Origin of the sequence: Kitasatospora sp. NPDC101235 (assembly GCF_044767505.1) — a bacterium.
In the GTDB taxonomy this organism is placed as follows: Bacteria; Actinomycetota; Actinomycetes; order Streptomycetales; family Streptomycetaceae; genus Kitasatospora.
Map to the genome: position 1 here is coordinate 1 of NZ_JBIWNZ010000033.1, position 23,084 is coordinate 23,084.

Sequence of the window (23,084 nt, forward strand, 5' to 3'; positions counted from 1 at the left end):
CGGATGACAGGGAAACCGTCATGTCCGGTTCGGCGGGAGGCCGCGCGGAAAAGGACCTGCCACGGGCAGGTACCTCGCCGCGCGGCCGACCCAACTGTCTGGCTCGGCGGTTTCCGCCGGCTCCACCGCCGCTACGAACGCAAGGCCGACCACTTCGCCGCCTTCGCCGGCATCGCAGCGGCCCTGATCTGCACCCGGAGGCTCGCCAGATGAGATGTCCTCTCGATGCTGCCGAATCCTTCCAGAACTCCCTCTGGGGAGTTCGGGGGTGGCGGGGGAGGCGGGCTTGGGCATGGCTCTTCCCTGGTGTCGGGTGCCTGGGAGGGGCCGCCGGGGGTGTCGGCGGCCCCGCCTGGGTGTGGGGTGGGGGTGGGTCAGGTCACCGGGTGCATCGCGTTGATGCAGTCGACGACGGTCTCCCGCAGGGCGTCGATGATCTGGGGGATGAAGTCGCCGGTGGCGGTGTCCGTCATCCAGGGGTCCATGGTGGTGGAGATCAGGTACTTGACCGGCAGGTGCTCGCTTCCGGTGGGGACGCCGAGCCGGGCGCGGAACGCGTCGACGAACGGCCTGCCGTAGACGGCGGGGTCGAACTCGGAGGCGGTGAGGATGAGTGGCGGCATCTCGTGGGGCAACGGGATGTCGGACTGGACGACCTTCGGCTGGATGCTGAGCCGGGAGCCGATGAGGCGGTTGAGTTCGTTGGCTTTCTCCAGATCGGTGTTGGGCTTGCCGTCGATGACGGGGTTGAAGGCGTAGCCGATGATGATCTGGTCCGAGCCGAGTTCCCGGAGCAGTGTCATGGCGTCCTGGTCCTGGAGGAGTTCCTCGTTGCTCCTGGGCACGATGTGCTGGTGGATGTAGGCGATCTGCGCGGCGATGTCCTTCGGGTCGGTGCCGGGGGTCCGTTCGGTGGGCAGGCGCTGGACGGCGGTGACGGTGAAGGGGTCGCCGGGGCGGGCCATGGTGCGGACGGCGGCGTAGAGGCGCTTGCTGTTGAACAGGGCCTGGCCGAGGATGCGTCCGTAGCCGGCGGCGTCGTTGCCGATCACACGGTGGCTGAGGTAGACGCCGGCGGCCGCGGCACCGGGCTTGGAGCCCTCGATGCCGAAGAAGCCGACGCTGGCGTCGTAGTCGCCCTGGTCGAGGTAGGCGGCCCCCAGGGCGACCTGGTCGCGCTGGCGTCGGTCGCGGTAGCACAGGCCACCGGCCGGGTAGGGGACGTAGCCGGCCTTGTGGGGGTCGATGCTGATGGAGTCGGCCCGGCCGAGGGCGTCGTACTGGTCGTTGACGTAGGCGCTCATGGCCAGGTCCGGGGTGATCCGCGGCTTCGTCCAGCCGTGCGGAGCGACACGGGGTGGTCGCTTGACGGCGGCGAAGTAGCCGCCCCAGGCGGCGTCCGCGTGGACGGGGTAACACAGGCCCGCCCGGGCGAACTCCTCGCGCAGGTCGAGGATTCCGGCCAGCGGGTCGACGGCGCTGAGCTCGGTGCTGCCGATCACCGCGACGTCCAGCAGCACGGGCTCCTGCTTGCGAAGACAGTCCTCCAGCAGCTCGCGGCGCGCGGCCAGGACGGCCCGGGCGTCGAGGTCGACGGGGACGGTGCGCAGCCGGTCGCGGCCGATGCCGAGGACGGCGCCGGCCTTGGGCCAGGAGTAGTGCATGGTGGCCGGGGCCAGGATCACGCCGGGGGCCACCTCGTCCTTGAGGTAGGCGCGGAAGGACTCGTACCCGAGGTTCTGGATCGTGTACTTGTTGACGAGCGCCAGCTGGGTGTCCGTCAGCCCGTACTCCTTGCGCATCCGGGAGGGCAGGTCCAGCACGGTCTCCGGCCGAAGGTTCACCAGCTGCCAGGGGGTGAGGTCGGCGAGCAGGTGCTCGGTGCCGTCCGGGAGGGGTACGGTCAGCTTGCGGGCCGCGGTGAGGTCGTGCTCGCGGCGGATCGCCTCGGCGACGGCCACGGGGTGGTAGGTGAGGTTGCGGGAGGACCAGGCGGCTTCGAGGTTGGCGACGGTGCCGTCGCAGGTGATGTGTCCCCAGGAGGTGTGCACGTCGTAGCCGAGCAGCCGGCAGAGGTCCTCACCGACGGCCTTCTCCAGCATGGTGGTGACCGGGGAGGCCTCACCCGCGACGTTGTTCGGGTTGGTGAGCATGGCGGCGAAGTAGCCGACGATGCCGGGGATGGTCAGGTCCCAGTTCATGTGGCCCTGGAAGCGGTAGCTGTAGGCCGGGACCGAGCTGCGCAGGGACTTCAGCAGGGTGTCGAACTCGGCGCGCAGGGTCTTGACGTCCTGGTCGTAGCCGTCGGTCGCCTTCATCTCGTCGGTGACGTAGGCGGGGTCGTGCGGATAGAGCTCACGGCGGTCGGCGGCGTTCGCGCGGACCGCCTCCAGGACGAGGTCCTCCAGCAGCCCCTGGTTCTCGGCCCGAGGGCCGAGGAACCATGCGGCGAGGGTCGAGGTACCGGGGGCGTCGGCGAGGTCGAAGTCGGCCCGGTAGCGTTCCAGGGCCTCGGCGAACAGGGCACGGGTGGTCGTCGCGCTGTGGTCGGTCATGGTGCGGCTCCTTCCGGGAGCGGTGGTCGAGTCCGGGCGGTCAGGAGCTGCTGGGGTTCGACTCCCTGCCGAGCATGTCCAGCAGGTAGCTCTCGGCGAGCGTCATGTGCTCCAACTCGTCCAGGCTGACGCTCTCGTAGAGGGCGTGGATGAGGCACTGCGGCTCCTCGCAGCCGAGTACCAGCACCGCCGCGTCCGGGTTCTTCTCCTGGAGGAGGCTGACCAGCGGGATCGAGCCGCCTTGACCGGCATGTTGCGTCGTCTTGCCCGGATAGGCCTTCGCCAGGGCCTGCTCCGCAGTCTTGTAGTGCGGTCCAGTGGTGTCGGCCAGGAAGCCCCTGCCGGTCTCGGCCTCGCCCGACACCTCCACGTCCAGCCCCCAGGGCTTCACGTCGTCCCGGTTGAGGAACTCCCTCAGCCGCTCCGCGGCCTGGACCGGGTCCTCCTTGGGCGCGAGACGCATGCTGATCCGTGCCGTGGCCGTGTCGATGATCTGGTTGACCGGCTTGTCGTGCGGCGGGAGCTTCGAGGTGAGACCGACCACGTTGACCGACGGCTTGGTGTACAGCCGGCTGCCCAACGAACCGGTGCCGATCAGTCGCACCTCCTTCTTCACCCCCGCCTCGGCGCGGAAGTCCGCTTCCACGGGCTGCACCCCGTTCCAGACCTCGGACCGGAGGCCGGGGACGGCGACGTTGCCGTCGTTGTCGTGCAGCCGGGCCAGCAACCGCACCAGCGCCATGAAGGCGTCCGGCACCGGGCCGCCGTACATGCCGCTGTGCCGGGTGCCGTGCTCCAGTGTGGTGACCGTGACGTTGAGCGCGGCGAAACCCCGCAGCGAGGTGTTGAGGGTGGGCTCGCCCAGCTTGCTGTTCCCGCCGTCCGCGACGATGATCACATCCGCCGTGAACTTCTCGGGATGGGCCTTGACGTACTCCTCCAGCGTCCCGTGGCCGGCTTCCTCCTCCCCCTCCAGCACCACCGTCAGGTGCACGGGGGGCTTGCCGTCGAAGGCCCGCAAGGTAGCGACATGCATCATCACGCCCGACTTGTCATCGGCCGCGCCCCGCCCCTTCAGCCGGTTGTTCTCGCCCTTCTCCGGTGTGAAGGCCTCCGGCCACTTGGTCTCGTCCGTGGGCACGACGTCGTAGTGGGCGTAGAGCAGCACCGTGGGCGTCTTGGGCCCCGCGTCCGGGCGGCGGTAGGTGCCGTAGACCAGCGGGGAGTGCTCGGCGACCTTCCCGTCCGGCTGCTGGGTGCCACCGATGTCCACCAGGTCGACCTGGTGCAGCCCGGCCGCCTTCAACAGGTCCGCCGCGTACTTCGCGGTTTCCCGCACCGACGCCATGTGCTCCGGTGCGCAGATCGACTTCTTCCTCACCAGCTCCATCAGGTCGTCGGTGATTCCGCCCATCAGGCCCTTGACCCTCTCGGGCAGCCCCTGCCCGTCACCGCTCGGCGTGCTCGGTCCCATGCTCGCTCCTCCTGCCTCGGCCGGAAACACTTGCTCCGGTTCGCATCGTGCGAGATATGGATAGGGTGCGAACTGCCGTTGACCGGCCAGCGACGTGCACAAAACGGCAACGACCCACCCGACGGGAGTAGTGGAGGCTCCTGGCGGCGCTTGTCCACCAGCCCGTACGGCTCGCCGCCCTTCGCGGTGGTGGCTCCGGTATGCCGGGTGTTTGGCGCGTGCCGCGTGCCCCGATTCGGCCTGACGATGCGTCAGTGAAGTCGGCACTGGGTCAGCACCAGGGTGCCCGCGCCGAGGCGGGCACCCCGCGCCCCCGCCGCCCGGCGGCCTCGTTCCCAGGGGCGTGACAGGACTGAGGGCCCGTCCGGTCGGACGGGCCCTCGATCACCGGGATCAGCGCAGGACGCCGAGGTCCTTCGGGTTGGAGACGCCGCTGAAGGTCAGCAGGTGCCGGTCGGCGGTGACGGCGTACAGGTCGGGCTGCCCGTCACCGTTGCCGTCGCCCGAGCTGCCGAGCGTCGGGTACTCGGCGACCGGGAAGGTGCCGATCACCGTGCCCGCCGTGGGGTCGGCCAGCGCGGTGAAGTCGTACGTGCCGTCAGCGCCCTTGGCGATCGGGTGCGTCCGCAGCTCGCCGGTGGCCCGGTTGCGCGACCAGAGCGCGAGCGAACCGTCGGCCGCCTTGCCCGGGGCGATCAGGTCGTAGCCGGCCCAGGCGCCCGAGGTGGAGACCTTCACGAAGGTCGTGTAGCCGTACAGGAAGCCGGGATCGGTGGAGAGCCAGAGGTTGCCGTCCTCGACGGTGAGGATCGAGGTCCGCTGGTCCGCTCCGAGCGCGCCCACGGCCACCAGCTGAGTGGCCTTCGACCAGTCGGCGGTGAAGCCCTCCGGGACCACCGGCGGGTCGAACGGGTCCACGTCCCGCTTGAACCAGATCGTGCCGTGGGCGAAGGCGCCCATGTCGAAGTTGCGGTAGAGGGAGATGCCCGCGCTGCCGGGCTTATGGACCATCAGGTCGTCCACGGGTGCGTGCGACTGGTCCCAGCCGCGGTGCAGCAGTTGCAGGCCGTTCCACCCCGCGTCGCCCGGCGCGCGGACGGCGGCGACGGTCGAGGTCGGCACGGTGGTGGCGGCGTCCGCGCTGATGATCTGGAGGTTGCCGGCGCTGTCGGGCAGCAGGATGTCCGGAACGCCGTCGCCGTTGACGTCGCCCGGGGCGACCGGCGGGTTCGGGTTCGAGGGCGCGTAGAAGGTGTAGGTGACCGGCGGGGTGGTGTTGCCCGCGTTGTCGACGGCCTGCACGGTGAGGATGTTGGTGCCCCACTGAGTCGGCTTCAGCTGGAAGGTCGCGGTGCCGTCGGCGCCGGCCGCCACGGTGCCCGCGCCCTGGCACGGCGAGCCGACGCTCGGCGTGCGGTTCAGGACGTACTGGTAGCAGGCCACGCCCGAGCCCTGGTCGGTGCCCTTGACGGTGAAGGTTCCGGTCTGTCCGGCGTACTTCAGCGCGGTCGCCCCGCTGGCGGACGCCGGGAAGTCGGTGGACTCGACGGTGAACTGCGGGGCGGTGGCGTCGACTCCGAAGTGGCAGGCCGCGGTCGGTTCCCCGCCGCCCGGGCCGTAGTCGGGCCAGACCTGCCAGGAGTAGCCGGCGCCCTCGGCGAGGCCCGCGGGCTGGACCCGGACGGTGCCGTCGGCAGCCGTCTGCGCGGTGTGGTCGAAGATCTTGGCACCGGCGGCGTTCCACACCTTGAAGCGCGCGCCGGGTGCGGTGGTGCGCGCGGTGAGCGTGGGCTCGGTGGTGGTGATCCAGCCCGGCGCTGTGGTGTCGTCGCAGGCGTCGGTGGACACGCCGGTGGCGAGCGAGCCTGGGCTCGGGACGGCCTTGGGGTCGGTCACGGTCGACTGCCCGTTCTCGGCCGTGGCTGTGGGCGCACCGATGGTCATCAGGACGACGGCGGCGGCACCGAGCGTGGCGGCCAGGCGCCCGCCAATGGTGGCTGACATGCAGGTTCCCCCCTCTTTCGAACGTGTTCAATCTCGTGGCGGGAGCACTCTGTCAGTGGGCCGACCCGGCGTCAAACGCATTCCGGCGCGGCGCAGGGCCCGCAGGCCGCGGAGGTCGATCGCGCCAATGGCCGGTCCGGGAGCGAGGGGGCGGCGAGCAGGAGGTGAGCCCGGGAGAAGGCGGTCGGCCGGGAGTGGCTCGGCTGTTCTCGCCCGGACGTACGCGCCGTACCCGGATCACCGGAACTGTCCGTAACTCATCGTGACCTGACCAGGGCTCGCAGACTACTGCGTGTCCTGCGACAAGTGATCTCGACCATTTGCCAAATGATCTCGACCGCGCGAGTTCACCGAACGTCACTCGCCCATCGAGGTGGAGCGAACCGGCCTGGGCGCTCTGGCCGGATGCCTCGGAATGCAAGTTGAACATGTTCAATAATCCTGGCAGGGTGTGTACGCCCAAGGCTCGCCCACATCGGCAGCCGGACGGACGGCGATCGGGAGGACTGGCGATGGGGCGGAGAAGGTCACGAAGGTGGGCCCTCGGAGGCGCGGCCACCATGCTGTCCGTTCTGTGCGCCTGCGCCGGCCCGTACCAGTACTACGAAGGCACCGGGCTTCACGACGCAGCCGCAGCCGAGGCAGCCGGCATCTGGGAGGGCGCGGAGCAGACGCGGTTGACGCTCAACCAGGACGGGACGGCCCTCGTTCAGCGCCTTGACGGCCACGACTTCGATTTCGACCAGGGCTGGCGGCTCTCCGGCACGGGAACTTGGGAGCTGACCGACCGGGCCGGCGGGCAGGACGTCGTCGTCACCATGACGACCCGGACAGGGGCGGAAACGCGCGAAGCCTCGCCGGCGGTCAGAGGGACGTTCGCCGCGCCCCTGACGTACACGTGGCGCTTCTACGCACGCCGCGATGCGCACAGGAGCTTGGAACTGTTCTTCTTCTTCGGCGATCCCGACATCGGGAACCGGTACCTGCTGAGACACGCCACGGCTTCGAGCTCCACCGCCGCCACGAGCTGATTGCCTGCACGTCACCGCCGTCGCCCGCCCAGGGCGATCCAGCCGGATCCGGCGATTCCGGCGCTGCGGTCCCGTCAGTACCGACGGAAGATCACGGCCGCACTGTTGCCGCCGTCGTCCAGCGGCGCGTCCCAGGTCACCTTGAGCGAGGTCGGATCGGGCTGGCTGCCGTCGGCCGCGGCCGGCGGCGCACCGCGGACACGTCCTGCGGGGCGCCGGTGGCCCAGGCGAAGCGCCGGCGCTCGCCGTTGTCGTGGCGGCTGACGGCGGTGTGCAGGGGTACGGTCTCGGCCGTCGTGGAGGTCTTGGTTCCCACGGGACTCCTTATGCCCAAGCGCCGACCAGCATCGGCTCGGGGTGGAGGGAGATCCCGGTTGCGATCTCGACCTGCGCCGAGAGTTCGGTGAGGGCCTGGGCGAAGCCCGTCGCGGTCGCCCCGTTGTGGGCGGTGAGCGCGAGGGTGGCGGCCGAGTGCCGGAGGCGGACTGGTGTGACCAGAGCCGGGCGAGTCCTGTGCGGGCGTGGTGATGCGCAGCAGAGGTCCAGTCAGGCCCCTGCGGCCAGGGAAAGGCCGGTGACCAGCATCGTCGTTGCGACCAGGGCGTCCAGGACGCGCCAGGAGGAGGCACGGCGGAAGAAGCCGGTGAGCAGGCGGGCGCCGAAGCCCAAGGCGGCGAACCAGCACAGGCTGGCCAGTGCGGCGCCGAGCGCGAATTGCCAGCGCAGCGTGCCGTGGGTGGCCGCGACGGCGCCGAGCAGGAGCACCGTGTCGAGGTAGACGTGCGGGTTGAGCCAGGTCATCGCGAGACAGCTGAGTACCGCGCGGCGGCCGGAGCGGACGGCGGGTCCGCTGCCCTCCAGGCGGGAGGCTCGGAAGGCGCGCCGAGCTGCGATCACGGCGTAGCAGAGGAGGAAGGCCGCGCCGACCGCACGCACCGCGGTCAGTGCCGCCGGCCACGCGGTGATCAGCACGCCGAGCCCGCCCACGCCGCAGGCGATCAGTACCGCGTCGGAGGCTGCGCAGATCGCGACCACCGGCAGGACCGCCTCTCGGCGGACGCCTTGGCGCAGGACGAAGGCGTTCTGCGCCCCGATGGCGACGATGAGTGACAGGCCGGTTCCGAATCCGGCCACGGCGGCGGTGAGCGTGCTTCCCATGAGTGCCACCGTAGGCAGTCGACGCGGCACAAGGCCAGCTAAAGATTTTTACGTACCATTAGCGGTCATGAAGGCTGAGTTGCCCCACGACCTCGTCCGGACACTGCTCGCGGTGGTCGACGAGGGCACTTTCGACGCGGCGGCGGCCGCCTTGCACGTGACGCCCTCGGCGGTGAGCCAGCGGATCAAGGCGCTGGAGCAGCGGACCGGACGGGTACTGCTGACACGTTCCCGGCCGGTGAGGCCCACCGAGTCGGGCCAGGTCGTGGTACGCTTCGCCCGTCAGCTCGCCCGCTTGGAGGACGACGCGCGTGACGCGCTGGGGATGCCCGAGGGCGGGGAGGGCGCCGAGCCGTCGGGTCCCTCCTGGCTGCCGATCGCGGTCAATGCGGACTCGCTGGCGACCTGGTTCGTGCCTGCGCTGGCCTCGCTCGCGCAGGACGCGCGGGTCCACGTCGACCTGCGACGGGAGGACGAGGCGCACACGACCACGCTGCTGCGCGCGGGTGAGGTGATGGCCGCGGTCACCTCCTCGCCCCATCCGGTGGCGGGCTGCTCGGTGCACCGGCTGGGCGCCATGGTCTACCTCCCGGTGGCTACGCCGCAGTTCGCTGCCCGCTGGCTCGACGGAGACCCGGCCCGGCTGCTTCCGGAGGCGCCGGTGGTCTGCTTCGACCGCCGTGACGAGCTGCAGGACGCCTTCGTCGCTGAGTTGACCGGTGGTCGGGGAGCGAGCCTGCGGCGGCGGCACTACGTCCCCTCCAGTGAAGGCTTCGCCGATGCCGTGACTGCCGGTCTCGGCTGGGGCCTCGTCCCGCGTAGCCAGGCCGAGCCCCGGCTGCGCAGTGACGTGCTGGTCCAGTTCCTCCCGGGCAGCACGGTCGAGGTTCCCCTCTACTGGCAGCAGTGGCGCCTCGACTCGCCCGCGCTGGCAGCTGTCGCCGCGGCGGTGGCGGCGGAAGCGGAGCGGGCCCTGCAGTAGGTGTGCCGGGCGCAACCGAAACGGCAACCACGGGGCGGCGAAGGCCCGGACGGCTGAGGCGGCCGGGACTTCTTCCATGACCGACCGAGCGAAATTCACCTGATTTCTCCCAGGAGCATTCGGCCTTCAGGCCGGGGAGGAATGGGTCCTTGGCTCGGAGCCGCGAAGTGGCGGAGCTCTCTGCGCAACATGTTCTGACCTGCGCTCTCTTCCGTTGTCAGTGGCCGGTGTCAGGTTGTGGATCACGACGACGACGCCGATAGCCGACGACGTGGCCGGGCATGCCCGGTACACATACCGGTTGCAGCCACCACTGGGTGCCCGACCTGCGCTGGCCGCCCTGCTGGTCGCGGTGACGGCGGGGGCCCGGGTGCACTACACGGTCGGTCGGCACACCTACTGGATGCCGATGCCGTTGAGCTTCGTGCTGATCGGCTTCTTCCTCTGGCTGGCGGAGAACATCGCCACCTACGCCGGTGCCTGGCGGTACCCGTACCAGATGCATGGTTGGGAGCCGGTGTCGGTCGAGAAGTTCGGTGCCTGGGCGCTGCTGATCAGCGTGCTGTGCGTGGTCGGGGCCGCCGCCCACCACCCGGGCCGCCGCGCGCCGGTGGCCACGGCCTGAACCGGAGGACGATGTTCCGGAGGGCGCGGCCTGAGCCGGCGCGATGGTGCCCCGCGCCCGCGGCTTCCCACCACAACGGTCCAGGGCGGCTTCCGGTTGGCTGCCTGACGCTTCGCCACGACGACTCGGAACATTAATTCGGAACGGCAATCCGGAACGGAGAAGAGCGATCGTGCTGCGCAAGGAAGCCGACGGCATCACCTGGTGGCGCCGTCGGCAGGAGCTTCAACGGGCTGCCCAGCGAGCATCAGCGGAGCCTCGTGTTGGCAACACCGCCCGAGTCAGCCTCTCGCCGTCCGGCGCCGCCGCCACGGTGACCTACGTGCAGGGCACGGCCTGGGACTGGTCGTGCGCCTCACCTTTGCGACGTCGGCCGGCTGCTGGGCCCTCGGCCCGCACGTGGTGTCGGGCCGACGGGCGCCGCCGCCCTGCTGGGCCCCGCTCGGAGGCGACACGACGATGCCCTACCAGGGCGCGTGAGCAGCAAGCAGGCACTCAAACACCGGTCGGCCTCGGACATCGGGCCGACCGCTCAACCGGACCGGTCGCCGTGAGATGACAGTTGGGTTGTCAGAGGTGTCAGTGGGTGGCTGCGGTATGGCACTTGGATGGGGCGGCTGACGAGCCTGGTGGCGACGAGGCTGACAATTTCGCGCCGGCCGGCACGGGGGCGGTGCTGTTCCCCTGTCGGCGGGCCGCCGCGCCCTGCTCGTGGTGGCTGCCGCTCGGGCCGTGGTGGGCCTGCTGGCCCTGTCCTGGGCGGGCCGGGTCGAGGGCCCCTCCGTGGCGCCGGCAAGCCGTCGCCGGAGCGGTCGCTCGAAGCGGCGGCTGCATGATATCGCCCGAATGGCCCTGCCGTGCGATCAGCACAACAGGGCCATTCGGCCTCTTCATCCCGCCCTCCCCCGGCTTTTCCGCCTATGCTTCGGAACGCCAGAATTTTCCGACGTAGAGGAGTGGAAATGAGCGACAGGGACAGCGTTCGGCGCCAGTTCGACGAGATCGACACCGATCATGACGGCTACATCGCCGCCGGCGAGTTCAAGGATTTCCTCCAGAAGAACCCCAAGGTCAGCGATGCCAACGCTCGCGCAGCCTTCGACTTCGCCGACGAGAACGGCGACGACCAGATCAGCTTCGAGGAATTCTCCAGGTTCATCCGATAATTCATCGGGAAATCAGCCTGAGGCGGTTTACTGATCGGCTGGTAAACCGCCTCGGTCACCAGTGGGGACGTCGGTACACACCGGGTGCCACCGGCTCCACCAGGCCGTCCGCTCGCGCGGGTACTTCCCGAGCGAGCAGGCGGCCTTGAAGTGTGTCTACATGGCGATCATGTCCCTCGATCCGACCGGTGCAGGCCGAAAGCGCTGGATGACCCGGTGGAAGGCCGCCCTGAACGCCTTCGAGATCGCCTTCGACGGCCGACTCTCCGCCGGCCACCGCTGACTCAACCCACCAGTCGGCCTCGGACAGCAGGCCGTCCTCGTCAATCGGACTGCTCTTCGCCGCTGTCTTCCTCCAGTCGGTGCAGCCGCTCGGCCGGCTCCCGCACGGCCTCGCGCGCCGATGCGGCCTCGCGAGGGGCCGCGTCAGCGGCGGCCTCGGCAGTGCCCACATGATTGGCGGCCCGCGCGAGCGCGTCCTGCGTGCGGTCGTCGCGCTCGCGCGCCCGGGCGAGCGCGGCCCGGTCCCGATCGGCCTCGTCCTGTGCCCGCTTTCGGGCTGACCTGGCGCCGCGTAGCTCCTGCTCGGCACCGCCCGCCCGGCCGGCGGCCTCCCGCTCGGCCTGCTGTGCGTCGGTCACAGCGGTCCGGGCCTGTTCCCGCTCGTGCTCGCGGGCGTGTTCGGCGTCAGCGCGGGCCGTGGAGCGCTTCCTGCGGCCGTGCGGCGCGGGAGATGCCCGACGCGTACGGTTACCACGCGTGCGAGGACCACGAAATGGCCGGAAGTCCCGGGCGTTCCTGCGCGGGCGGGCGTGGACGGCACATATGGAGGGGCCGAAGGCACTGTTTGATCGTGCGGTGGGCTGGCCAGGTGCTCTTGTCGGGTGTCTCGGTGCTGGCGCGGGAGGTGGTGGAGGTCCGCTGCAGAGACGGAGGACCTCCACCACCTCCCGCTACGTCCACGCGGGCTGAGCGTTGATGCTCCTATTGGCTGTCAAGCGGCGGTGAGCCAGTCGCGGTAGGCGTTGGCGAGGTCCTACATGTGTCGGTGGGCCGGCTTCGGTGGTGCCCGAGTTGAGCGCGCGTCAGGAACATCGTTTCGGTGACGTCTTCGGTGCCGGCCAAGCGTCCGCCGTGCTGGACGCGCCTCGGGGGCAGGAGTTGCGCGGTGCGGCACAAGACGTGGCGGCTGGAGGGTGCGGCTGGGTTGGAGGGGGCCGGGCACGTCCTCGGGCTGCCCCGTATGGAGATGGGCGACACGGCCCCGGGGAGGGGCTGGATGCCTCAGAGGCTGGGACCGACGGCGCGTTGGTACGGATTGTCAGGTGATGGGGTGGTATAAGTCGAACCGAAGTCACTGTGTGTGACGTTCAATGACTCAGGGTTTCATCCTCTCTGAAGGAGACTCATGTCCCTGCATCGGCTTCGCCCGAGTCGCGTCTTCGGGCTCGCGCTGGCACTGGCCAGCCTCACCCTCTCCGGCACGGGCACTGCCATTGCTCTCACGCCGCACGTCCGCGTGAACGACACGACCCGGTTCCAGCTGTTTCCCAACACCAAGTTCCTGCCGTGCCTGTCCGCCAACGGCAGCACGCCGCGCGTCGAGGCCGAGGTGCGGCGCGGTGAACTGAACGACACCATGGAAATCCAGCTGCACGACTTCAAGCCCGACCTCGACTTCGACCTGTTCACGGTCCAGCGCAGCAACCAGCTGGCGGACGGAAGCCCGGATCCCTCCTTCACCGGCAGCTTCGGCCTGGCTTGGTACCAGTCCGACCTCCACACCGACCACCACGGGGAGGGCCGGGCTCGGATCCAGACCATCCTGCTCGACCAGATCTTCGGCTTCGACCCGGATGCCGCCCTGAAGCCCACCAACACCTTCCACGTCGGGTTCTGGTTCAACAGCCCCAGGGACGCGGCAGCCTGTGGCTTCACGGGCACCACGCCGTTCAACGGTGAGCACAACGCAGGGCCGCTCGCCTTCATCACCCGCCCCGACGCCCGCACGGGCCTGGGCCCTCTGTGTACCAAGCCCAACACCTCGACCACCCCCGCCACCTGTAACCCCTGACCCCCGCATGGTCCTCGCCCGCCCGTCCCGGACGCCCTGGCCGGTCACGGCCCGGCGAGTACGACGACCAGAGGTCGGACCGGCCAGTAACTGTCGTTGCTCGCCGGTCCGAACCCTGGTGACCACCCCGTGCGCGAGCGAAACTGGGCATGACAGCCAGGCGCAGGGGTGAGCGGCGGGAAGTGAGGGCGCGGGTGCGCGTGGTGCTGTCCCGCGCGGATCGCGTCTGCCTGGTCCGACGTCAGCGTGCCGCCGGCACCCAGTTCCCCGCGTCGACGACCTGCGGCGGCTGGCTTTCGGTGCCGACGTCGGTTGCCTTCAGTGGTCGGCGTGTGAGGTGGCCGGTCATGTCGGCCGGGGTTTGCTGAAAGCGCGTGTCGTTGGCGTTGAAGGCTTGTGTCGGGCTCAGCTGGGTTGCCGTAAAAGACTTCCTGTTTTCTTAGCAGTTGACTGTCATTCAGTCATTCGAGCTCGACGACGAGGGAGGCGTAGGAGGGGATCATCACCTTCCGGGCGTAGCTGCGGGAGATGATCCGGTACGGGCGTCCCGCCGCGCAGACCGCCTCGACCATGCGGGCGATCTCGGCCCGCGCGATGGGCGCGCCCAGGCACAGGTGTCGGCCGGCGCCGAACCAGAGCTGGCGCGAGCGCGGGTCGTACGGGCGGGCCAGGTCGAAGCCGCCGGCCAGGTTGTCGGCTGCGTAGGTGACGAGCAGGATCCGCTCGTCCCTGCACAGTCGGCGGCCGGCCACGGTGACGTCCGCGGTGACGTGCCGTCCGATCACCGGCGCGGGCGTGGTCACCCGAAGGCCCTCGCGGACCGCGTCGGGGATCAGACCCGGGTCGGCGCGCAGCGGTTCCTGCTGCCTGGTGTCGTGGATCAGCGCGACGGTGCGGGCCATCGCGCTGGCGGCGGTCTCGGTGCCCGCGACGAGCAGCAGCGAGGCGAGCCCGCTGGCCTCCTCCAGGGTGATTCCGGCATCGCGGCAGCGGCCGAGCAGGGTGTCGGGTTCGGCACTGGCGTAGGCCGCCGGGACGCCGCTGGTCAGTGACCTGACGATTTCCTTGGCCGCTTCGATCCGCTCCGGCGGCAGTTCGGTCGAGGCGGCCGTGTCGAGCGCGAGCGCGGCCAGCCGCTCGCCCGCGGCGAAGGTCTCCAGGTACGTGGAGTCCGGGCTGTCCGGCGGGAGTTGGAGGCCCAGCAGGTCGGCCATCAGGCGGCCGACGACGAGCCGGGCGGCCGCGGCCACGTCGACCTGGCTGCCGGCGGTCAGGCGCGCCGTGACGTCGGCGTAGACCGGCCCGGCGGCCCGTTCGAGCAGGGCGGCGGAGTTCTCCTCGGTGAACAGGTCCCGGGCGCGTCGGCGCAGGTCCGCGTGGCCGGCGCCGTCGAAGAGCCGGGTGACGTACGGCCCGAGGACCTGCTCCCACAGGTGGCCCACGCCGCCTTCGCCGAGCAGGGTGAAGTGCTCGTGGTCGTTGAGTACGGCCCGGATCAGGGTGGGTTCGCTCGCCACCCAGCCCAGTCGGGGCACCCGCCGGATCGGTCCGAAGGGCCGTGCCATGGTGATCCTGGTCAGCGCCCACAGGGCGGGCCGGCTGGCCCACAGCAGTCTGCTCTCGTGCCGTTCTGCCGTCGTCGCGCCCATCGCCGCCCCCACTACCAGCTCGAATGTTCGTGCGAGGAACCGTACCGCGGCAGGTCGGGCGGTAGCATCATCGGATGATCGGGAAGCTCGGGTGATGCTTGAGCGCAACGTCGGGGGCAGTGGAACAGGTGGTCGGGCAAGGCGGCGGGGCGCGCGCGGTGATCGCGGCGGTGGCGGTGCACCTGCCGGAGGAATCGCTCACCTCGCGCGAGGTGGAGCGGCGGATCGCCGACAGCGGTCCCTACCGGCCGCGCCCCGGGCTGATCGAGGCGGTCACCGGAATCGCCGCGCGGCACGTCGCCCCCGACGACTGGCAGGCCTCCGACCTGGCCGCAGCAGCCGCCCGGAAACTGCTGGCCAACGCCGGCGTTGACGCGCGGGATATCGACCTGCTGATCTTCGCCAGTGCCTCGCAGGACATGGTCGAGCCCGCCACCGCGCACATCCTGGCTTCGAAGATCGGGGCGCGCTGCCCGGTGTTCGACGTGAAGAACGCCTGCAACAGTGTGCTCAACGGGATCCAGGTCGCCGAGGCGCTGATCGCCGGCCGGCAGTACCGCAGGGTCCTGGTCTGCACCGGGGAGCTTCCGTCGCGGGCGATCCGCTGGTCGGTCCGGGACCGGAGCCAGTTCGCCGAGTCGTTCCCCGGCTACACCTTGTCCGACAGCGGCGCGGCCGTGCTGCTGGAGGCGGGAACGGCGCCGGCCGGGATCTTCCACAAGGCCTTCACCGCGGACTCCTCCGCCTGGGAGGTCGGTACCCTGCCCGGCGGCGGCACCGCGTACCCGCGGGACCCGGAGGCGAGCTACTTCCGGATGGACGGCGCACGACTGCACGCGGCCTTCGAGGCGCTCGGCCCCGGGCTGATCCACCAGGCGCTGGCCGAACACGGCCTGACCTGGGCGGACTTCGCGGTGGTGGCGGTGCACCAGGTGACCGTGCCCCTGCTGGACGCCTTCCTGGGCAGGACCGGCCTGACCGCCGGGTCACTGGTGCCGGTGCTGCCCGAGCACGGCAACCTTGCCTCGGCCTCGCTGCCGTTCCAACTCGTCCGGGCGTTGGAGCAGGGCCGCTGCGGGCCGGGCGACCGCGTGGCGCTGATCGGACTGGCCGGCGGGGTCTCGCTCGGCGTCGTCTTCGCGCAGCTGTGAGCTCGGTCGTGGGCTCGACTGTGAGCTTGACTGTGAGCTCGATTGTGAGGGAACACCAGTGACCGACCTGTGGGTGGTCGTGCCGGCCTTCAACGAGGAGGTCTCGCTGCCGGCCACGCTGCGCGCGCTGGCGGCGCAGACCGACGCGGACTTCGAATGCGTGGTGGTGGACAACACCTCGACCGACCGCACCGCCGAGGTGGTCCGGGAGTTCGCGGTCACCGCCGGCTTCCCGCTGCACCTGATCACCGAGGCGCGCAAGGGCACCGGCGCGGCGGCGGATACCGGGATGCGTTTCGCGGTCGAGGCCGGCGCCCGGTACCTGGCCCGCACCGACGCCGACTGCCTCCCGGTACCCGGCTGGACGGCCGCCGTACGCCGCGGCCTGACCGGCGGACTGGAACTGGTCACCGGTCAACTACTGCCGCGCACCGACGAGTTCCGGCTCAAGCTGTGGGAGAGCCGGCTGCTGCCGGCGGTGGTCGCGCTGGCGGCCTGGTTCGGCAGGTTCCGGCCCGGCAACCGCGACCCGAAGTACCTCGGCCCGTACCTGATGTGCCCCGGCTGCAACCTGGCCATCACCGCCGACCTCTACCAGCGCTGCGGCGGCTTCCCGCGCACCGCGATCGAGGAGATGCACGAGGACCGGGCCCTGGTGAACCAGGTGCGCAAGCTCACCGCCGCCTACGGGCAGGTCCCGGGCATGCGGGTCCACGGCTCGGTCCGGCGGCTGCGCGCGTTCGGACTGCGCAACACGCTCGCCTGGTACGCGGACCACCGGTACCGGCCCGACGTGGTCGACATCCGATGAAGCGGCAGGAACAGGTCTGGGAACAACGGGTGCAGTTGGCCGCCCACCCATTCGCGTACCCGTTCATCACGGCCGTGGCCCGCCGCGGCCCCGCCGTGCGGGTGCCCGGGGTCGGGATCGTGGTCGGCGATCCGGAGCTGGCCCGGCAGGTGCTCCTCGACCACGACGGGTTCCGCAAGGACGGCCCGGGGTCCTCGGGCGCGCTGTGGACGCCGGTTCTGGGACCGTCCGTGCTGCTGAACATGGAGGGCGAGGACCACCGGAGGCTGCGGACCGCGCTGGCCGGCCTGTTCACCCGGGCCCAGGCCACGGAGCTGTGCACCCGCGTGCTCGGACCGGTGCTGGACGAGGCCACCGACCGGCTGGGCACGGGCGGCGCGGTGGACCTCGTCGCCCTGACCAGGACGGCGGCCGGCACGGTGATCGGCGAGCTGCTGGGGGTGACCGACGCCGCGGGCGCGGAGGTGTTCGAGCGCGGCGAGCGGATCGTGCGGATGGTCGGGCTGCGCACCAGGGAACTGACCCCACGGCAGGTCGCCAGGGCGAAGGCGGTGCTGGCCGGCCTGGTGACGGCAGCGGGCGAGGCGTACGACCGCGCGGAGCCGGGCTCGATGATGGGCCGGCTGCGCGGCCACGGGCTCGATCGCGAGCAGGCGCTCGGGCTGGCGGCGGCGTTCCTGCTCACCGGGACGGAGACGGTCGCGACCACCGTGCCACGGGTCTTCGCGCTCTGGCACGACTCCGGGCTGCTGCCTGCGCTGCGGGCGGACCTGGAGGCGGGCGGTGCGGCCTTCGGTGCGGCGATCGACGAGGCGATGCGGGTGATCACGCCGAGCCCGGCGATGCTGCGCCGGGCCGCGCGGCCGGGCCGGCTGGGCGCGACGACGGTGCGTGAGGGGGATCGGGTGGTCATCGCCACTGCACGGTGCAACGTGGCTGCGGGGCCGTTCGACCGGGCGGCGGCACTGGGCCGGTGTCCGGCGCATGATCCCAAGCGCTTGTGGTTCGGGGCCGGGCCGCACTACTGCATCGGTGCGCCGCTCGCGCTGGCCGAGATCAGGGTGTTGATGCAGGCGCTACTGATGGCAGGGGCTGATCGTGTTGTGCGGCGACGGGTCAAACGGCGGGTGCTGATCCCGACGTACGCGCGACTGGAGGTGGCGGCCGGGGGAGCGGCTGGTCCCTGGAAACCTTCGAACCATGCAACGCTGGAGGTGACCGCCTCGTGAGCGGCACGCCGAACCCCGCGGGCGCCGGACTGGCCGGCCGGATCGCGGACCACGCCCGCCGGACGCCCGACGCGCCCGCCCTGCTCGACGCGCACGGCACGCTCACCTACGCCGAGCTCGCCCGGCGGATCGCCGCCACCGCGAGCGGGCTGCGGGCCGTCGGTATGTCCGCCGGTGACACGGTGCTCTTCGCGGTCCGCCCCGGTCGGGACGCCGTGGTGCTCGGTCTGGCCGTCATGGCGGTGGGCGCCGCCGTGGTGGTGGCCGACCCGGGCGCGGGCGCCGAACTCGACGCCGCGCGAGGACGACTCGTCACCGAACGGCTCGCCGCACCACGCTGGCTGGCCGCCGAATCCTGGCTCTGCGCGCTCTCCGCCCGCAAGGCGGGACGCACACTGCTGCACCGCCTCGGCCTGAACCTGCCGGCGCTCTCCGACCCGACCCTGCGCCTGCTGCACACCGGCCCGCGCCTCCCAGGGCTGCCCCCGAACGCGCTCTCCGCCGCCACCCTGGCGCACACCGCGTCCGCACCTGCGCCCGCGGGGGACCCGGACCGCCCGGCCCTGGTCGTGTTCACCTCCGGCACCACCGCCCGCCCCCGAGCGGTCGTGCACAGCCAGGCCACGCTGCTCGCCGGCGCCGACCTGCTCGGCGAAAGCCTGGGCCTGCCCACCGCCCCCGGCCCGGTGGTCGTGCACTCCGAGCAGCTGATGATCGCCTTCGCCTTCCTCGCCGCCGGCGCCACCTGGTCGGCGGCACCGCTTCCCGTGCGTCCGAAGCGGTTCCTGCGGGACCTGCGGCGCCGCCGGGCCACCCACACCTTCGGCACCCCGGCCGCCCTGGCCCGCCTGCTCGCCGCCGGCCAACTCCCGGACACCCTCGGCACGGTGCTGCTCGGCGCCGCTCCCGTGCCACCCCCGATCCTGCGCCGCCTGCAGCACGCGCTCCCCTCGGCCCGGATCGCCGTGATCTACGGCGCGACCGAGATGCTGCCGATCGCCGTGACCGAAGCCGAGGAGAAGCTCGACCACGCACCCCACGGCGACCTGGCCGGCCACCCCCTGCCCGGAGTCACGGCAGGCCTCAACGAAGAGGGCGAACTCCTGGTGCGCGGCGCCCACCTGGCGATCGGCTATCTCGGTGACGGACCGATCGGCGAGCTCAACACCGGCGACCGGGCCCGGATCGACGCCGAGGGCCGGATCGTGCTGCTCGGCCGGACCAAGGACATGCTGATCCGCGGCTCCTTCAACCTCTACCCGGGCCTGTACGAACCCGCGATAGCCGCTCTCCCGGGCGTCGCCGAGGCCGTCATCGTGGGCGTCCCCGACCCGTTGACCGCCGACGAGGCGGTGGTGCTGGCCGTGTGCCCGGACGGCTCGGTCCCGGAGCCGGAACTCCTCCGCTCCCTGCAACGCGAACTGCCCCGCACGATCGATCACGCGGCACTGCCGGACCGGATCCGCTGCCTCCCGGCGATCCCCCGACGGGGACGGACCGAGAAACCCGACCGCGAACGACTCCGCACGCTGGTCACGAGGGAGGCGCGGTGATCACCGTCGTCACCGGGGCCAGCGGCTTCGTCGGCAGCGCCCTGTGCCGCGCGGCACGGGCCGCCGGGCACCAGGTGCTGGCGTTGGGGCGGCGCCCAACCGTCCCCACCAACCTGATCGGTGGCGCGCCCTACCTCTCCTGGGACCTGGCGGACCTCGCGGCCCGGCCGGCCCTTCCCGCTCCGTTCACCCGCCCTGACGCGGTGATCCACTGCGCGGGCCTGGCGACCGACTGGGCCCGCCCCGAAGCGTTCCACCGCGGCAACGTCCTGGCCACCAGGGGAGCGCTGGCCGCGTTTCCCGAGACGGCGCACTTCGTGCACCTGTCGACCGCGAGCGTCTACGACCCGCGCCGGCCGACCGTCATGGCCCGGGAGGACGAGGCCGACGCGGTCCGCCACACCGACGCCTACGGGCGCTCCAAGGCGCTCGCGGAGGCGTGGGTGCGCCGGGTCCGCCCCGACGCGGTCATCCTGCGACCGCACGCGGTCTACGGTCCCGGGGACACCACACTGCTGCCGCGCGTCCTCCAGGCGGTGCGCCGAACTCCGCGCGGGCCAAGGCTGTTCGCGATCGGCGACGGCAGGCAGCGGCTGAGCCTGACCAGTGTGGCGAACCTGGTCGACGCCTGCCTGCTCGCCACCGAGGGCCGTGCCGCCGGTACCTTCAACATCACCGACCGGGAACCGGTCGTGCTGGACGACGTGCTGCGCCAGGTCCTGACCGCCCACAACCTCCCGGCCACACCCCTCTACGTACCGCTTGCCCTCGCCCTCCCACTGGCCCGCACCGCCGAACTCCTGACCCGGACCGCCCGATCCGCCCGTCGCCCCCGCCTGACCGTCTACGCCGTCCGCCACCTGGCCCACGAACGCACCCTCGACCTCACGGCTGCCCGCACCCACCTGGGCTACCAGCCGGCGCCGACGGACCTGGGGCCTGCCCTGCGCCGGAACTGACGCTGGCTCTCCGCAGGTGGACCAGCAAGATGACCTCAACCAAACATCGAGTGGGCGCCGGGGACACGTCAGCCGTGGCGTGGTCCGACCGGTGCGAGTGGACCGCTTGGGCAGGGCCCCTCAGCGGGGGCGCGGGTTGGTCAGTACTCCGCCGCTTGGCGAGAAGGGGCGCAGGCCCGGCAGTTCGAGGTCAGGGTGCGGGCGTGGAGGCATCCGGCTTCGTCGACGACGACAGCACTCCGGTCGGTACCGACGACGACACGCACGACAGCGCTCTCCCGTCCCGCCGGCAGTCCGGCCGGGCGCGCGGGATGGACCCTCCCACAGCGGGAGGGTCCACGATGGGCCCGTGCGAGACCAGGACGACTTCCTCACCATCGGGCGCTTCGCCCGCCTCTGCCGGCTGAGCGTGAAACAGCTCCGCCACTACGACGACACCGGCCTGCTGCCCCCGGCCAGGGTCGACCCCGCCACCGGGTACCGCTACTACGCCCCCGGGCAGGCCCGCGACGCGCTCACCGTCGCGCTGCTGCGCGACCTCGACGTGCCGCTCGCGGTGATCGCCGCGACCCTGGCGGCCGCCGAGCCGGAGCGGGCCGGCCTGCTGCGCGCCGAACGCGACCGGGTCGCCGAGCGGATCACCCGCGACCGGGCCCGCCTGGAGCTGCTGGAACGCCTCGCGGCCGGCGGCGGACTGCCCGGGTACGAGATCGCCCTCGGGCGGGAGCCGGAGCGGCAGCTCGTCGTCGTACGGGCGGTGGCCGGGCCGGGCGAGCTGGCGGAGCGGATCGGCGCGTGCGTCGGCCGGCTGCTGGCCGGACTGCACGGCACGCCCTGGCGGCCCCCGCTGTGGGGGCTGTTCCCGCTGGACCTCGCCGAGGGCATGCGCATCGCGGTCGGCGCCGAGCCGGACAAGGCGGGCGAGGCAACCGAGGCGGGTGGGCCCCGCAGGCCGCCCGGCGGCCTGGAGCGCGAGCTGCTGCCCGGCGGCCCGGTGGTGGAGACGGTCCACCACGGCCCGTACTCCCAACTGCCGCTCGCCTACCATGCGTTGCTGGCCGCCGTGCACGAGCGCGGACTGCGGCCGCTGGCACCGGTGCGGGAGGCGTACCTGGTCGGACCGGGGGAGGCTCCGGAGCAGGAGTGGACGACCCGACTGGTGGTCCGGGTCGAGGAGCGGACGGAGGAAGCGGCATGACGGAGCCGCACGGTGGGAAGCACTGCGAGACGACGGCGCTGGACGTGCTGCTGCGCCACGAGGGCGTCGTGCTGTCCGAGCCGATGCTGTTCGGGCTCGGCGCCGGGCTGTCGTTCGTCTACTGGGACGGCAAGGGGCTGGACTTCCCGTTCCTCGGCGGCCGGGTCAAGCCCTTCGAGCTGACCCGCGCCCTGGCCGCCCGGCTCGGTCTGGAGCTGGACGTGCGGGAGACCGCCTCCGCCGGCCGGGCCTGGTGCAACGTGGCCGCCGAGCTGGACGCCGGACGCCCGGTCGGGCTCCAACTGGACAGCTACCACCTGGAGTACTTCACCTCCCGGGTGCACTTCGGCGGGCACGTGGTCGCGATGCGCGGCTACGACGCGACCGACGCCCACCTGGTGGACACCGCGCAACAGGGCGGCGCGGTCACCACCAGCCTGGCCTCGCTCGCGGCGGCGCGCGCCGAACGCGGCCCGATGACCGCCCGCCACCGCTCCTTCACGCTCGCCCTGCACGGCGAACTGCCGGACGTCCGTGACCTGCTGGCTCCGGCGATGGCCGACTGCGCGGCGGCCTTCCTGCACCCGCCGATCGCCAACCTCGGCCACCGTGGCATCGCCAAGGCCGCCGCCCTGGTGCCGGGCTGGCTGGCCAGGGCCGACCAGCCGGCGCTCCGACTGCCGCAGGCCGCACGGATGATGGAGCTGGCCGGGACGGGCGGTGCACTGTTCCGCAACCTCTACCGGGACTTCCTCGCCGAGTGCGCCGAGCTGCTCGACGACCCCCGGGTGCGCACCGCCCGCGACCGGTACGCCGAGGCCGCGGCGGGCTGGAGCGAGGTGGCCCGACTGGTCGGCGCGGCCGGGGAGTCGGGGGACGCGGAGCCGCTGGAGCGGGCCGGCAGGATGCTGGGCGAGCTGGCACGGATCGAGCGCGAGGCGATGGAGGAACTGGCCCGGCTGCCGGCCGGGAGCGACGTGCCGGTCACGGGCGGCCGGCCCCGGCGGTGAGCTGCCACCGGGCCGCGAGGGGAGGGGAGCACCGAAGGCCGTGTCGGCCCGCCGGGCCGGTGTCAGACTGTGCGAGGGGCTGTCAAGCGATGACCCGCAGCGGCCCATTCGTCCACGTCGGGGTTCGGGCAGTTGACCACCGGTGGGGTCTCCTCGTGCGGGTCGTGCCGGATGACACAGCGGGTGCCACCCTCCTGGCCCCGGGTGCGGGGCACACCCTGTGCGTCGTCACCGACACCGCCCTACCGCCGGTACCCGTCGCCACCGGTCCGCCGATCCGACCGGCGACTGACGCAACCTCAGGGGCGCCCGGTGCCGGGGTGGCCGTGGTGACCGGATGAGGGGAGCGCCTCGCCGCCGGATCCTTCCTCCGGCGGCGAGGCGCTCGCAGGGCGCGTCGGGCCAGCAGAGCATCGTCGGCCCGCCCGTGAGCAGGACCGGTGGCGCGTCGGCGT

General features: G+C 71.7%; 19 protein-coding genes and 3 pseudogenes. 15 read left to right on the plus strand and 7 right to left on the minus strand.

The genetic code is table 11. The features are described 5' to 3' along the window. Window positions 1-213: pseudogene (locus tag ACIRRH_RS36500) on the plus strand (hypothetical protein); the annotation flags it as partial. A 161-nt stretch (window positions 214-374) separates the two neighbouring features. Here the strand turns inward: ACIRRH_RS36500 and ACIRRH_RS36505 are convergent. From ACIRRH_RS36505 to ACIRRH_RS36515, 3 genes are all read right to left on the minus strand, one after another. Then, the gene (locus ACIRRH_RS36505) at window positions 375-2,555 is read right to left on the minus strand and encodes a pyridoxal phosphate-dependent decarboxylase family protein (protein WP_403076213.1); all 2,181 of its coding nucleotides are present in this window, start codon (window positions 2,553-2,555) and stop codon (window positions 375-377) included. A gap of 40 nt (window positions 2,556-2,595) precedes the next feature. After that, window positions 2,596-4,029, minus strand: coding sequence for a M20/M25/M40 family metallo-hydrolase (locus ACIRRH_RS36510; RefSeq protein ID WP_403076216.1), 1,434 nt, complete (start codon window positions 4,027-4,029; stop codon window positions 2,596-2,598). A gap of 393 nt (window positions 4,030-4,422) precedes the next feature. Then, window positions 4,423-6,033 (minus strand): hypothetical protein, encoded by a 1,611-nt coding sequence (locus ACIRRH_RS36515; protein ID WP_403076219.1) that lies wholly within the window; start codon window positions 6,031-6,033, stop codon window positions 4,423-4,425. A 560-nt stretch (window positions 6,034-6,593) separates the two neighbouring features. Between ACIRRH_RS36515 and ACIRRH_RS36520 the strand changes: the two genes are divergently transcribed. Further along, window positions 6,594-7,064: a hypothetical protein gene (locus tag ACIRRH_RS36520; protein ID WP_403076222.1), complete on the plus strand. Its 471-nt coding sequence runs from the start codon at window positions 6,594-6,596 to the stop codon at window positions 7,062-7,064. Between the two features lie 136 nt (window positions 7,065-7,200). Here the strand turns inward: ACIRRH_RS36520 and ACIRRH_RS36525 are convergent, their stop codons facing one another. Both ACIRRH_RS36525 and ACIRRH_RS36530 read right to left on the minus strand, forming a co-directional pair. Then, window positions 7,201-7,380 carry a hypothetical protein gene (locus ACIRRH_RS36525; protein WP_403076225.1) on the minus strand — a complete coding sequence of 60 codons (180 nt, stop codon included), beginning with the start codon at window positions 7,378-7,380 and terminating at the stop codon, window positions 7,201-7,203. Between the two features lie 230 nt (window positions 7,381-7,610). Next, window positions 7,611-8,222, minus strand: coding sequence for a LysE/ArgO family amino acid transporter (locus tag ACIRRH_RS36530; protein ID WP_403076228.1), 612 nt, complete (start codon window positions 8,220-8,222; stop codon window positions 7,611-7,613). A gap of 67 nt (window positions 8,223-8,289) precedes the next feature. On the opposite strand from ACIRRH_RS36530, the gene ACIRRH_RS36535 reads away from it, so the two are divergent. The 4 genes and pseudogenes from ACIRRH_RS36535 to ACIRRH_RS36550 form a co-directional block, all read left to right on the plus strand. After that, complete coding sequence (locus ACIRRH_RS36535; RefSeq protein WP_403076230.1) at window positions 8,290-9,204, plus strand: LysR family transcriptional regulator ArgP; 915 nt, start codon at window positions 8,290-8,292, stop codon at window positions 9,202-9,204. 301 nt (window positions 9,205-9,505) lie between these two features. Beyond that, the gene (locus ACIRRH_RS36540) at window positions 9,506-9,829 is read left to right on the plus strand and encodes a DUF817 family protein (RefSeq protein ID WP_403076233.1); all 324 of its coding nucleotides are present in this window, start codon (window positions 9,506-9,508) and stop codon (window positions 9,827-9,829) included. A gap of 962 nt (window positions 9,830-10,791) precedes the next feature. Beyond that, the gene (locus ACIRRH_RS36545; RefSeq protein WP_403076236.1) at window positions 10,792-10,995 is read left to right on the plus strand and encodes an EF-hand domain-containing protein; all 204 of its coding nucleotides are present in this window, start codon (window positions 10,792-10,794) and stop codon (window positions 10,993-10,995) included. Between the two features lie 91 nt (window positions 10,996-11,086). Next, window positions 11,087-11,278: pseudogene (locus tag ACIRRH_RS36550) on the plus strand (IS256 family transposase); the annotation flags it as partial. 40 nt (window positions 11,279-11,318) lie between these two features. Here ACIRRH_RS36550 and ACIRRH_RS36555 read toward each other — a convergent pair. Next, window positions 11,319-11,636 carry a hypothetical protein gene (locus ACIRRH_RS36555; protein ID WP_403076237.1) on the minus strand — a complete coding sequence of 106 codons (318 nt, stop codon included), beginning with the start codon at window positions 11,634-11,636 and terminating at the stop codon, window positions 11,319-11,321. An 83-nt stretch (window positions 11,637-11,719) separates the two neighbouring features. Between ACIRRH_RS36555 and ACIRRH_RS36560 the strand changes: the two are divergent. Further along, a pseudogene (locus ACIRRH_RS36560) lies at window positions 11,720-11,917 on the plus strand (hypothetical protein); the annotation flags it as partial. Window positions 11,918-12,403: 486 nt separating this feature from the next. Next, a complete protein-coding gene (locus ACIRRH_RS36565; protein ID WP_403076240.1) occupies window positions 12,404-13,069 on the plus strand; it encodes a hypothetical protein in 666 nt (221 codons plus the stop codon). A gap of 461 nt (window positions 13,070-13,530) precedes the next feature. Here the strand turns inward: ACIRRH_RS36565 and ACIRRH_RS36570 are convergent, their stop codons facing one another. Then, window positions 13,531-14,718, minus strand: coding sequence for a cytochrome P450 (locus ACIRRH_RS36570; RefSeq protein WP_403076242.1), 1,188 nt, complete (start codon window positions 14,716-14,718; stop codon window positions 13,531-13,533). 119 nt (window positions 14,719-14,837) lie between these two features. On the opposite strand from ACIRRH_RS36570, the gene ACIRRH_RS36575 reads away from it, so the two are divergent. From ACIRRH_RS36575 to ACIRRH_RS36605, 7 genes are all read left to right on the plus strand, one after another. After that, complete coding sequence (locus ACIRRH_RS36575) at window positions 14,838-15,869, plus strand: 3-oxoacyl-ACP synthase III family protein (RefSeq protein ID WP_403076244.1); 1,032 nt, start codon at window positions 14,838-14,840, stop codon at window positions 15,867-15,869. Window positions 15,870-15,927: 58 nt separating this feature from the next. Beyond that, a complete protein-coding gene (locus ACIRRH_RS36580; protein WP_403076246.1) occupies window positions 15,928-16,680 on the plus strand; it encodes a glycosyltransferase family 2 protein in 753 nt (250 codons plus the stop codon). Next, window positions 16,677-17,909, plus strand: a complete 1,233-nt coding sequence (locus ACIRRH_RS36585; protein WP_403076248.1) for a cytochrome P450 — start codon at window positions 16,677-16,679, stop codon at window positions 17,907-17,909. Before ACIRRH_RS36580 ends, ACIRRH_RS36585 begins: the two co-directional genes overlap by 4 nt. After that, a complete protein-coding gene (locus ACIRRH_RS36590; protein ID WP_403076249.1) occupies window positions 17,906-19,462 on the plus strand; it encodes a class I adenylate-forming enzyme family protein in 1,557 nt (518 codons plus the stop codon). Before ACIRRH_RS36585 ends, ACIRRH_RS36590 begins: the two co-directional genes overlap by 4 nt. Beyond that, on the plus strand, window positions 19,459-20,421 hold the full coding sequence (locus ACIRRH_RS36595) for an NAD-dependent epimerase/dehydratase family protein (RefSeq protein WP_403076251.1): 963 nt from the start codon (window positions 19,459-19,461) through the stop codon (window positions 20,419-20,421). The genes ACIRRH_RS36590 and ACIRRH_RS36595 overlap by 4 nt, the downstream gene beginning before the upstream one ends. Window positions 20,422-20,770: 349 nt before the next feature. Beyond that, entirely contained in the window at window positions 20,771-21,619 is an 849-nt protein-coding gene (locus ACIRRH_RS36600) for a MerR family transcriptional regulator (protein ID WP_403076254.1), read from the plus strand. Further along, window positions 21,616-22,629 carry a BtrH N-terminal domain-containing protein gene (locus ACIRRH_RS36605; protein ID WP_403076256.1) on the plus strand — a complete coding sequence of 338 codons (1,014 nt, stop codon included), beginning with the start codon at window positions 21,616-21,618 and terminating at the stop codon, window positions 22,627-22,629. The genes ACIRRH_RS36600 and ACIRRH_RS36605 overlap by 4 nt, the downstream gene beginning before the upstream one ends. Window positions 22,630-23,084 lie beyond the last annotated feature (455 nt).